3 protein-coding genes are annotated in these 13,756 nt (G+C 43.0%); 1 reads left to right on the forward strand and 2 read right to left on the reverse strand.

The features are described 5' to 3' along the window. Positions 1-2 precede the first annotated feature (2 nt). Both R7190_RS07955 and R7190_RS07960 read right to left on the reverse strand, forming a co-directional pair. Positions 3-1,754, reverse strand: coding sequence for a hypothetical protein (locus R7190_RS07955; protein WP_186585605.1), 1,752 nt, complete (start codon positions 1,752-1,754; stop codon positions 3-5). Positions 1,755-2,521: 767 nt separating this feature from the next. Next, positions 2,522-12,484, reverse strand: coding sequence for a tandem large repeat (locus tag R7190_RS07960; RefSeq protein WP_318137536.1), 9,963 nt, complete (start codon positions 12,482-12,484; stop codon positions 2,522-2,524). Between the two features lie 253 nt (positions 12,485-12,737). Between R7190_RS07960 and R7190_RS07965 the strand changes: the two genes are divergently transcribed. Then, positions 12,738-13,712, forward strand: a complete 975-nt coding sequence (locus R7190_RS07965; protein WP_054865523.1) for a M23 family metallopeptidase — start codon at positions 12,738-12,740, stop codon at positions 13,710-13,712. The last annotated feature ends 44 nt before the right edge of the window (positions 13,713-13,756 follow it).

Genomic DNA, 13,756 nt, shown 5'->3' on the forward strand with positions numbered 1-13,756 from the left:
TGTTAACTTGTCTGATCTTTTTTCTTATAAGCCAGTAAATCCGCAATGGGTGTTTGAGCAAAAATGACCGTTTTATTATCTCTTCCGTGATGACTATTGCCCTGATAACCACGGAGAAGGTCCACTTCTTTAACCTCTGCAGGCCAACCAGTAAAACGAATCAACCTAGAACCATTCTCTTTTTTTATACATTGGCGCAAGCACACTCGCTGCGACCAATCACCATCGCTTTGCCTTAACTCAAAGTAATCATCTGACTCGTCCAGCGTCGTATAGCCCGGATATTCGAAAACTATCTCGACAGATTTAAGTAAATACACGACCGCTACATTTTTATTTACCTGGCTTCGTAACATTGCGTATTTTTCAGGTTTTGAGGTCGCAGCACTTGGTAATACTGAGAGCAGACGAACAGAACCGTCTCCAATTTTAAAGCTTTTCTCACTGCTATAATGGTTAAGATCAGTGACTTTTATGGCCTTGGTTCCAGGATCACTTTCTAGTTGAGATAGTTCACTCTCGCTCAATCGTTTACTGTTATAAGCCAAATATACTTCTTGAGGCTCACCTTTAATCTTGTAAGGAAGCCATATATGCGGGAGAGGGTAACCTTGCGCGCTCCGCTCCACTGGGCTAGAAGCATTAATAGGGCTCAAATTTGTTTCAATCTTTTCTTTGATTTGTGGCTCATAGCCTGTCATGACTATCTCAACTTCTTCCTCAACTAAGTTGAACACTCGAGCCTCTCCAGAGCCATTCAAAGAGCCTTCACTTACCACCTTGCCGTTCTGCACGATTTGGAAAGGCTCATAAGCGAAAACACCGCCTGTTTCAGGGTTGGTCATATAGATATCGGCGTGCCTTTTGGGTCTAGAGCCTTCACGAACACTATTAATATCCGTATCTGAAAAGTAACCATTTTCCGTAATTGCCACTTCGCGCCAAATTTTATTGTTCCAAACAACATACACGTAGCCTGATTTAAACACTTCTGCAGCTTCATCTGATTTATCGCTACCAGGGAAGTGCAGCGGAACCACAGGCACCAACACGTTATCCCACTCATCCATTTGAGTTTCTTTATCAACGGGTTGCAGGTCTTCGGCGAGTTTAAGCAAAATTGGCTGAGGCTGGTCAGTGCAAGGGATCTTGATATAGAGCGTTTTGCCCTCAGCTTCGAGATCTTTAAATATCGCGAGGCTGCGGTGTTTGTTTTCTGTATCAGCCTTGCCTACAGTCACTTTTTCTTTTTGAGCTTCGGTTTTTCCCAACATCAAACATGCCGCGTTGCTAGACCACTGCCCTGCAAACTCGACAACGATTTTTTGATCTGGACTTGGCTCAGAGGGGACATGCGTGTAACTACGAACTAAAGCAACATCGTCAGTAACCTGCTTATAACCCGCTTTAAAAGCTTTGCTTTCATTCGAAGCAGATACAGAGTCAACGAGTGATTTAAGTCTCGGGAAGCTTTGCAGCTGAGAGTCCGTCAATGGCGACCGACGTGCAACGGTAGATAATGACACCCAATTGCCTTTTCCCAATTCGATTCTTATAGCAGCTAGCAATGCGCTGGTCGTTTTTTTGGTAGAGATGGAAATCTTTTGCGCCAATTCTTTAGGGAGGTTTCTAAGGATGTCATCTGAATTTCGCAAACGCGAAAGCTGTCCTATACACTCGTCCGGTGTAAGAACATGAGATAGCTCGTTGGAGGATAGCTTCGAGCTAGGTATAAATTTGCAAACTAAATGCATTTGAATTCTCCACAACCAACATCGTAAATATGGCTGCGGTGACAATTAAGCTGATAAGGCTTACAAGTACGATTTGGTCTGCGTATCCTACTTACTTAGCCATTTATTTTCAACGAGATAGAAAAATCGCCCGAAATCAAAAACACCAAAAAAATGGTGACTTTTGCTATCAAAACATGCGATTTGACCACAACAAAAGCCAGTAACATCACCCACTCTGTCAAAATGGTAAAATCTTACTATCTAAAAAAATTTAATTTATGGACTGAAGTTAACAAAAATCGTAGTAACGTGCGCTTCAGGTAAGCACGAGGAAATTCAGAAGTTTATGAGGTGCCCTCCTCAGCAACAAACAACAAATTGACTGTTACTGAGGAAGTTTAAATAAAAAGGTGAGCGCATTACGCACTCACAAAAGTAACTGCTCTGAAGCTTGCTAGGATTAAATTTGCTTCATCGCGAGTTAAAGAGGCGAGGTATTACCCATCGACCTCATGCAGAACACTATACTCAGAGTACAGAAACGAGCGTAAATATATAATATTTAAAAAGATTTTCAACGCGACACATTCACCACAGCACCTGCCGAGCAACCATCACAATCACTTCATACACACCTAAAAGCAACATTGGCCTAGTTATTATAGTTATTCAGCCTTGTATTAAGACGATTCATTAATTCGAGTAACTTATCAATAAAGGCAATTATTTTGATAAATATCACAAAAAGTCCCAAAGAAATAAAGCGAGCTAAACGCTCGCTTTATTTATGCCGCATTTTTTAAAGTTTTGTTATCACTAAAATATCGGTTGTAAACAGCACCTAAGGAGGCTGTACTTGCGAAACGATCATAGTTAAATGTTGCTAGAGCCTCTTCGGCAGAGGCGGAAAGCTTGTTGGTACCATTTACATAAATCGTCACTACCCCCTCCTTCAGTCCTGAAAGATCTAAATCAGTTGTCCATGAGTCTGAAAGCACGGTAGCCATGCCTGTGGCTTCTGTACCATCAGCGTCGACTGCTTTAATATCTATGAACTCACCATCTTCAAACCGTTCACTGCTACCACTTACTGTCATGCTTTCCACTCCAGTAACATCGTTGATAACGTCTAGGTGTATTGTCGGTGTAATTGGCATGGAGTAAGCCGTGTTCTGACTACCGGTATTCCCTGATAAGTCTTGGTAGTCACGAACAACCAACCCCACATTGAGCTCCGACGTGCTTGGTACCACCACATCACCAGTCCAAACACTTGGGTCCGCGGTTGCCACTAATGAAGTGATCGTGGTACCACCTAACTCCGCCACAGCACCTTGCAATGCTTTATCGAATTCCAGCGTTACCGTCACGCTTTGGCCGATGGCTTGGTGCTCAGGCGTAAACGTCACGTTAGTCAGCGTTGGCAGAGACTGCGCCAGTGTAAAGCTCTGACTTTCACTTACTTCAATGCCCGCTGAGTTCGTCCCCGTCACCATCACAGTATAAGTGCCATTGGTTTGGTGACTCATATCCATCGCGTCACTGGTCCAAGTGCCACCGGCTTGTACCGTTGCACTGCCGCTTTTTAGTACCGTCACGCTGCCTTGAGCTTTTACTTCAAGACGCAGGGACTGACCGTCAAAACGTGTCGACGTGCCTTCGAATTGTAGCGTGGCGGCATGCGTTTCATCCACATTGCCCACTGGCGTGATGGCTAAGGTCGGCGTGATCGGCATGGAGTAAGCCGTGCTCTGGCCACCGGTATTTCCTGATAAGTCTTGGTAGTCACGAACAAGCAACGCCACATTGAGCTCTGACGTGCTCGGTACCACCACATCACCAGTCCAAACACTTGGGTCCGCGGTTGCCACTAACGAGGTGATCGTCGTACCACCTAACTCCGCTGCGGCGGATTGCAGATCTTTATCGAATTCCAGCGTCACCGTCACGCTTTGGCCGATGGCTTGGTGCTCAGGCGTAAACGTCACGTTAGTCAGCGTTGGCAAAGACTGCGCCAATGTAAAACTCTGGCTTTCACTCACTTCAATGCCCGCTGAGTTCGTCCCCGTCACCATCACAGTATAAGTGCCATTGATTTGGTGACTCATGTCCATTGCGTCACTGATCCAAGTGCCACCGGCTTGTACCGTTGCGCTGCTGCTTTTCAATACCGTCGCGCCGCCTTGGGCTTTCACTTCAAGACGCAAGGACTGACCGTCAAAACGTGTCGACGTACCTTCGAATTGTAGCGTGGCGGCTTGCGTTTCATCCACATTACCCACTGGCGTAATAGCTAAAGTTGGCGTGATCGGCATGGAGTAAGCCGTGTTCTGGCTACCGGTATTTCCTGATAAGTCTTGGTAGTCACGAACAAGCAACGCCACATTCAGCTCTGACGTGCTTGGTACCACCACATCACCAGTCCAAACACTTGGGTCCGCGGTTGCCACTAATGAAGTGATCGTCGTACCACCTAACTCTGCTGCGGCGGATTGCAGATCTTTATCGAATTCCAGCGTCACCGTCACGCTTTGGCCGATGGCTTGGTGCTCAGGCGTAAACGTCACGTTAGTCAGCGTTGGCAGAGACTGCGCCAGTGTAAAGCTCTGGCTTTCACTCACTTCAATGCCCGCAGAGTTCGTCCCTGTCACAATCACGGTATAAGTGCCGTTGGTTTGGTGACTCATATCAATCGCGTCACTGGTCCAATTGCCACCGGCTTGTACCGTCGCACTGCTGCTTTTCAATACCGTCGCGCTGCCTTGGGCTTTTACTTCAAGACGCAGGGACTGACCGTCAAAACGTGTCGACGTGCCTTCGAATTGTAGCGTGGCGGCATGCGTTTCATCCACACTGCCCACTGGCGCAATAGCTAAGGTTGGCGTGATCGGTAATTCGTGAGCGGTGTTATCCTCACCTATGTTGCCAGTCAAATCTTTAAATTGACTAACAACCAAGTCGACACTTAACAGCGCGGTGCTCGGAACTTGTACATCACCAACCCAGACCTTTTTATCTGCCGTTGCTGACAGAGAACTAATGCGATTTCCGCCAAGCGTAGCGGTCGCCTCTTGGAGCTCTTTATCAAACTCAAGCGAGATACTCACGCTTTGCCCCACGCTCTGATGCTCAGGGTTAAATGTCACATTGGTCAGTTTTGGTAAGGTTCCTTCAACCGCGATATTTAAACTGCTTCCTTTTCCAGGAATGGTGTTGGTACTTTGGTAGCTATCATCCTCTACCTGTATTGTTATGTTTTTATCTTGCTTTTCTGGACTGATGTAATTAACCGTCCACGTAACGTTGTCTGACGTGGACCACGTATCTTGCTTTAACGTTCCTGTTGCGCCGTTATCACTAGCGACAAGGTGGACATCTGAGATATCAAAGTTAGTAACTTCTTCTGTAAAGTTAAACGTAAGTGTAATCTCTTCACCTCCAAAAAGAGGGGCGCTTGAAGCAGTAGATATACTTAGCCCGGGAACGGTTGCCGCTTCCACATGCGCGTCAATAGAACTTTCACTCTTGTTATCCACCTTGTCTGTTGCTGCCACCGTGATCGTATGATCGCCTTTAGGTAACAAATAGCTTATGACATAAGGCCCCGCTTCGGTTGTCGGCTCAGTAATCGCTTGAGGAGCCACAGTGCTGCCACCACTCACCGCTTTTGACGTGACGAGATTTAAATTTTTATCTGTAATGTATGCGCTAATTTCTAGCTGATACTTATCGTTTGTCGGTACCTTAGAAATTTGATTAGCACTTAAGCCCGAAATACTTGGAGCGTCATAATCAACAATAGATTCGATAACCTTTCCATCATAACTTTTGCCCAGTAATTCAAAGCTTGTATTCTCTCTTCCAACTGAGTCCGTCACCGTCACCTTAAGGGTGTATGACCCTTGGTTATCGACGGCAAAGTTCATCATTCCATTACCACTAGATGAGATAACATCACCTGAGTAACGCAAGGAATCACCGAGGCTTGGAATAAGCTCCACAGAATATTGTGAAGCTTTCACTCTTTCTCCTTCCACAGTAGATACCGTAAACGGCTGGCTCGCCTTGGTAAAAAACAGTTTGCCCCCCTGCAAACTCGTAATTCCATCGAAATCAACCGTGACTTTAGGAACACTAATATCAATGACTTTTCTGATGTCTGAATATAGCCCAACACTATCTGTCGCTTTGATATCAACCGTGATTGAACCACGCCCCTCTAACTGAGATTTCGGTAGTTCAAAGTACGTAGATGAACCGTTCCCATCCTCTACTCTTTCTTCTTGATAGCTTGGGTTTAAAATTGAATAGTTTACTTTTGCCAGGCTGCTACCAGTGTCTGTTATGTCGAAACGAAAACGAACATTATCTGGATTTGTTGGCGATTCAGTTACGATAATCTCATCGCCAACACTTGGAGATGTATTGTCAACTTTAATATCAACGGTCGCTTCACCGACTCTCGACCAAACATCCGTTGCTGTAATCGTCGTCCTGATCGTTTTTCCATCCGCATCGCTAGGAAGTTCACTTGTAAATGTTGAACACTTGTAGGTTGGATCATCTGCACACACCTCTAATTGTGCAAACTTCTCCGGATTATCTTTATAGTTGTAGGATTCCGTTCCAAACCTGGCCATCACATTGTCTAGCCTAGAGTTTTCATACAGCTTAATTCTGAACTTGGCGACAAGCTGCTGACCATTAATGGTTGTGTTTCCAACCGGATCAGTAATTTCAACGACTACCGAACCTTTAGGTAATTCAAGCAATAGATCGTGCTCTGGCGTCAAGTTTCCTGCTAAATCAGATAAGTTCTTGATTTTGTATTCTTGAGTTGTACTCAGGCCATCAATAATATCGGCATAGGATTCAGAATACGTACACTTGATATTTCCAACACCTTTGGCACAAGTCGTTGGTGTATAAGCTTTGTTGCCAAGATTACGAACCAACTTTGGATATTCATCTGAACTTTCGGTATTCACGCCTGATAAAGCATCATTGAAAGAGAGCTCAAATGTGAGCATCTTCTTCTTCAAAGCTTCATCAAACCAAACATCACTTCCTTTAAAACTGTATGAGTTACCATCTACGACTGTCGGTGCATCAATATCCACCATCGAGAAATTGAACTTGTTGATCGTTTCACGCCCATTTGTACCCAAGGTTTTAGTGATCAAAGTAACAGGTGCTTTGGTCATGTTTTGCCCAACATTGACACTACAACTGTAAGGTTCTTGCGATACGTTGATAACACCAGAAGTTGGTTGCTCATTAGTTGGTGGCGCATCCAGAGAGTTGTATTCTTCACGAACCCAACACTCTAACGTTTTGGCTTTGACCGCACTCAATGTAGTAAAGGTGACATCAAGAACACCATCAGATAAGTAATTTTGGAAGTCCAGCGGGCTTTCAACTGTTAGAACCACGCCTTCACGCTGTACGCTAAAGGTTTGGTTTACTTTTCCAACCTTTCGGTCTTTTTCATCAAGGTAACGAACTTTGTTATAAACTTTGATATCAAGTTCATAATTACCATCTTTGGCAATTTGTGTAGAAAGCAACTTTGCAATCCAAGTGCCATCTGCGGTTTCTGAGAACGTAAAGTTAGTCCCGTTTTGCTCTCCAGAGAATCTATAAGTTGAGTCAATTCGATCAACGCCACTATCATCAACAATATCAAGCGTAAGTACGATATTCCCATCTTGATAGATGGTGTTGTTTGTAATTGGCGTTCCATCCGTGTAACTCATCGCCAGCGTCACCTGCGGGATTGAGTTGTACACTTTGACGGTAAAATCTTGCTCATCACTGGTTAAGGTTGTGTTGCCACGAACATCAGACCCTTTTAAACGAACCTTGTGTGTACCCGTACCTAAATCACCAAGGCTCACTTTGAGATCCTCATTGATTTTTGTACCGGGAGAGCCAGGTAATGGTTCCAGATCGCTAAACGTCCAATACTCTAGGCTTTCTCGATTTACGCCATTAATTGAAACATCACCGTTTGCATTTAGGTCTAGCGCCGTTAGGTCAAAGACATAGTTACCTAAGTAGTAGTCATTCGCATTGAAACCACTTAATCCTAATGTTGGTCCATCACGATCAAGAATAACCTTGTGCGTGTTAGAACTAGACTCAAAACCATAAATATCGGTTGCTTTTACATACAATGACGTTGTTTTTTCATCTTCAGAAATGTCTATTTTATCTGTGTCACTCTTGATAAGAGACATGACAAACTCTTTAGATGAATCCGTTGGCACAATTGTCTTAATTGGCGAATCTTTACCACTTTGATACAGCGAGACTTGCTCAAGGTCTGAATCGTCTATTACGGATTTAAATCGCACGTTGAACTCACGCCCTATGACATAGTTCTCTTTGGACAATGTGTCTTCAACCCAAGGTGTATTTAGGATGATTTCAGGGCCTTTGTTATCGACTTGGAATGTGAATTTCCCTGTTGTACTGACATTGGCAGGGTAAGCGTTGTCCGTCGCAGTGACGTAAAATTCATTCCATTCATCGTAATCAAATGCTTTTGAAACCAGTTGGACTTTGACGTCAGGCTGTTCACCAACTAGGTATGGTACGTCACACGCCTCTGTTAGAGGGTCACAGCTTTCTAATGTCAGAGCCTGACCAGATCCGCGGCGCAAATCTATTTTTACGTTATTGCCAGAGCTTAACGTCCCCCAATCAATGACAGGTGCCCATTGGTTATTACCACCTAAACGGCTTTGAACCTGCTCACTTTTTACAATAGGGGCTTCAGAGTCGATACGAATATTGAATCTCGGAGCGGTGCTAGTTAACTCTGAAACGGAGTTACCTAAGTTGTCCTCTGCTGCTGCAACAACTAACCAATCTCCATCACCAGGATAAATCGTAGAGCCTTGATTTGAACAAATCTCGCCCGTACATAGTTTGACTTTAAACGCGTCTTTCGAGTTACTTGCAAAGTTTTCTGGTGTGTATGTTACTTTTTCACCGGTTTGCTGGTAGAAAACAAGGCCCCTCGAGGCAAGCTTATCACCAACAATATCCTCAACCTTGAAGGTTAATTCATGAGTATTGTTCGCATTTAAATAAATACCGTTTTCTACAGGTTTACCATCGACATCATTGGGTGGAAGGTAACTGGCCTTAGGGAAATCGTTATCAATAAACACCGATTCTATAAACGGAGATTTACCATTATAACCATACGCATTGCCATGTGGGTCCATAGCACTGGTCTCCACGGCAAACTCTATAATATCTTTTAGTTCACTAGACTGGGAGTTAAGGATGAAGAAGTACTCTTTTCGATAAGCATTGCTGCTGTCTGAGTTTTCTACGATGTTGATGTCCAGTGGTATTTCAATATTTGGCTCATTGGCTTGATACCACATCGTGCTAAACTTCGGGCCGTGAGCGTCGGTTCCTACAATACCAGAAGGATCGTCTAGGACAATTTTAGAAACAACCTCGCCAGCGATATAAAGCCTATTACCAACCATCGTCTCTCTACCGCTTTCAATGGTTAATTTTGGCTGCGGCGGCAAGGTATCGATACTGCTACCCTCTGTATCAAAAATGTTCTTACCATTTAAGTCAGGATTAGCCATCGAAATATCATCAGCATAGAGCTGCGCGATATTGGTCTCAATACCGTATTTGCTCGCCATGATTTCATAATAGGATTGCGCCAGATCTTTTCGGTAAGTTTCAGCGCCAAACGTGTAAGAATCGAGCGTAACTTGACTTCCTCCGGCCCCTATACCATTTGCTTTTCCATCGTAGCTAAAATCATCGTAAATAGCAGATGCAAAATCTAATGAGTTATTTCTTGGCATTCTCTCGGCAATACTATCAATTGCTTCAACAAGGAATCGGTGTAGATAGTCATTTGATGGCTTGTCTGGAATCGCTTTAGTCGTAAGCATTTCATTGGTTGCATAAGACACAACCGTTGGATCAAACCCAAAGAATGAGTTGTTATTCGTACCTGATAACGCGTAGCGCACCTCATCAAGAATTTGAATCGCACGTTCTGAAGTTTTCTCTCCCGCTGTCACTTGATCCCACTGGAAATCAAACAAACCAGTCTGATATGTCGATAGTTCAGTAATATAGTAAGTTTGAGAACCTTTGAGCTTAAAATACACACCAATATTGGCCTTGTTTAAGTCAACCGTTACTTTCTTGGTCCCTGGATCTCTTTTCCATTGGTAATAGTATGGCTCACTACCTTCGATACCAATTAAACGAACACGCATGAAATCATAATTCACTACGTCAGTTGTGGTTTCACAGCTCGCTACGTCAAGAGCCATAGACTGGTCACTTTCCAGTTGCTGGATAGTGGTACAACTTGCAAGTGAAGTGAATTCACCACTTGGGCTCAACCCTTCAAGTTGAGCTCGCGCACCAATAAATGGTGTCACCACTTTTATGGTTGGTAGGTCAAAGCTACTTCTAAAATATACTTCTCTTGGAGTACTTTCGTTATCAGACTCATCGATGGTTTGAATGACTAACTTTTGACTACTGTTTTCTGATACCGATTTAAAGCTGTCACCCAAAATATCTCTTACAAAAGGAATGTAATAGATGACATCCTCTACTCGCCCATTGCTATCTAACAGCGTTTCGTGCGGAATTTTTGCGATGTAATCGTCATCTGATGCCGTTGTATCAATAACTTGCTGAAGTGAGTAGTTGTTATCGTTGTTTTGGCTTACGTAGTACTTGACGACGAGCTTAAGCTTATTAGCGTTGGAGCCTAAAACCGTATCGGTGTTTACGTCTGAAACTTTCACACGAACATAAGGGATTTTATTCTCTTTCAATAAATTAGCGTTGAAGTTACTAAAATCTATCCCTTTTAATGAGTTCTTAATCCCTAAACTTGCGTACGCATAATCAATCTTCAGGAAATCGCGGCTTGCTTGAACATTGTCTGGGGTGTACGTATCTTGAGAGTAGATACCATCGTAAGTGGTTCGTTCACCATCTAAACCCACATTTACGTACGTCATTGACGTACCTTCAGGATAGGTTATCGTCTGTGCTGGCGCTTGATCGTCACGACTTACTGCATGCTGCGCAGAGCCCGTATTGCCTTTGCTATCCCTCGCTCGAACCTCAAAGACCGTCGTAGATAGGAATTCATCAGTTGGGTAAGCCTTACTAAACTCACAAGCATTTCCAGACTCTACAGTGACAGGAGAACATGTGACGCCCTCATGTAAGCCATCTTTAAATGAAATACTGACCGAACTAATCTCTTGCGAGCTTTCTTTTACAACCCCTTTCAGAACGTATTCTTTAAGTTGGTTATTAATTGCACTCGCCGATGTAATATCGATAACAGGCGCATCGTTATCCCATTCAAAGTTGATATGAAGACCCGAATGGCTGCCTGGAATTAACTCATTACCCAGTACATCCGCTGTATATAAGACTAACCGTGCTGCTGTTACGTTTGAGAGCCCTGTGGCAGGGTTCATATCTACACTATCGATCTCTTTGGTATTAATGTTAACTTTAACGTTGGTCTCTCGAAGGCCAACTTCAAAATCATCAAATTCAACCGAACAGAATGTGCTTCCAAAATCTTGTATGTCGTTACATTGAAATTCACCAGACCAAGAGCCATTAATCTGATACTGAATAAAGGCGGATACGTCTTCTACACCGATATCATCAACAATTTTTAGATCAACTTTATCGGTGCCAGCAAGTACATCACGGTCAATGCGTGTCACGATAGGCGCTGTGGTATCGATCTCCGTCCCATCTCGCGGTGGAATGACGCCATCTGTACTGCCATATGTACCTAAGTCATTAAGCTTCTTACTAAAGTCGACATAGTCGGCAGCATCAGTACCAGAAATATTGATACTTGGGTCGTTTACCACGATCAAAACATGTTGAGATAAGTCACGTGTATAAACGTCGCTGTTTATCTTTTTCTGTCCAAAGCTGAGGGGAGTCACTGCTCCGGAAGTCTGGCTCACTTCAAGACCATCAAGAACACCATCTGCAATAACATCCCGATATTGGATGTCAGCGAAGTGCATCGAAGTGTAGACGTTATCGCTGTTGCCGTATTTTTTAATAAGATCGTAAGAGTAAGACGAGTATGCTGTTAATAAAGCGCCGTATTGATGCCCTACACTAGCAAAGCTGCTTTGCCCACCTTTGGTAATATCAATAGGTTTGGTCTCATTTACGTCAAAGCCATACATGCTATTGATACTATCCAAAGCAGTTGAAAAGGCACTTTCATCTGTGGCCCCCTGAGAAATTTTGTACTTTGCCAAGCCTGCTGCCAAGTTCGACAGCGGAGTAAGCATTAACTTTTGCTCACTCCCCTCTTTAAAGTTCACAACACCTTCAAATTTAAGTGTCTTCGCATTACTCACAGATACCGTTTCATTTGTAAACGGATCGGTATAACTCCCCTCTTTTGCAACAACAAAAAGAGGCATTGACGAAGATTCAAACTCTAGCAGATAGTTTCCGAAGGCATCAGACGTTGTGTTAGCCAACTTCCGACCTAAGTTTCCATTTTTGAACTCGAAAACCTCAATCTTGGCGCCATTGACTGGGGCGTCAAACACCATACCGGAAATGCTTCCTTTGCTTCTAGCTGGCGGTGTGTTGTCTCCTCCATCACCACCACCACATGCACTCAATAAAAGAGATGTAAGCGTAAGACCTAATGTTAATTTCAGCGTATTTTTAGCGAACATAGTAATTTGGCAAAATATATTTTCCCGAGATTATATTATTGAAAAATATTTTCTCAACGTGACATTAACACCAACAAAATAGGCATAAACACCAAGCCAACCGTCACTTTGACTGAATTATTAAAATTATTCTTACATCCTATAATTATTAACTTAGTTAAAACAGAGGAATTACTCATGCTTTAATGCTAGTTTTTATTTAAAATATTATACTCTACGCACAACTGTCAGTATTGATAAATCAACAAAACTAATGACTATTTTAATAATAAAAAGGAGTGTGCAAGCTCCTACCGTAGCCTTTATCACTACTGCGTTAATCATATTGATTAGCGTATCGCTTTCTCACTACTTCCTCACTCCTGTGGATAGGCTACCTACCATCAAGCCTTTAGAATTCGAAAGTAAGAATGTGCAGCCACCAATTAATAAGAATACTCGTAGGCAAAAAATCACTATCGGTGTTGTTGAATACTCTTTTGTCGCTTCATTATTAAAATCAGGAGTGAGTCAAAAAGAGATCAACTTGCTATTAGCACTTATCAAAAGCAAGTTTAATATTATTGACTCTATTAAAAGAGGTGATAACTTTATCTTAAGAACTAAATTAAATAGTAAAAATGAAACTTACATTAGTTCTTTTTACTATTTAGGCAGTAAAACTGATTTATTTATTATCAATGATGGTCACGGTAACGTATTTGATGAGCATGGTGTGTCGATAAATAATCAGTTCATGTTTTCTTCACCCTTTGATAAAAACTACAGAGTGAGCTCTGACTATGACTTAAAGCGAACACATCCAGTGACCAATATAACGACTCCGCACTTAGGCACTGATTATGCCACACCTGTAGGTACACCGATTCGTAGTATTGCTGATGGCGTCGTTTTAAAGTCCCGCTACAACCGTTTTGCCGGCAACTACATTAATATCCGCCACACAAATGGCTCTGTATCACGCTACCTACACTTATCTCAGCGCAACGTCCATGTTGGTGAGAAGATCAGCCGAGGACAAGTGATAGGGAAAACGGGTAACACAGGAAGAACAACAGGGCCGCATTTACATCTTGAACTGCACATCAATGGTGTTCCGGTTGATTACGAACGATACATTCAAAGGCACCCAAACACTGACGTAAATATAGAAATGCTGATTGCAGCGAGAAAAGAAAAAGCAGAGTTAACAGCGGAATGGCAACGGTATGAGCAGTCAAATAGGTAACAACAGCCACTTCGATTCGTGTATTCTTCCTACTGTCATTTATC

Source organism: Vibrio sp. 1078-1 (genome assembly GCF_033340475.1).

Excerpts from the sequence above, each read along its gene's own strand:
- R7190_RS07965 (WP_054865523.1), top strand. The coding sequence starts at position 12,738 with ATGACTATTTTAATAATAAAAAGGAGTGTGCAAGCTCCTACCGTAGCC.
- R7190_RS07955 (WP_186585605.1), bottom strand. The coding sequence starts at position 1,754 with ATGCATTTAGTTTGCAAATTTATACCTAGCTCGAAGCTATCCTCCAAC.
- R7190_RS07960 (WP_318137536.1), bottom strand. The coding sequence starts at position 12,484 with ATGTTCGCTAAAAATACGCTGAAATTAACATTAGGTCTTACGCTTACA.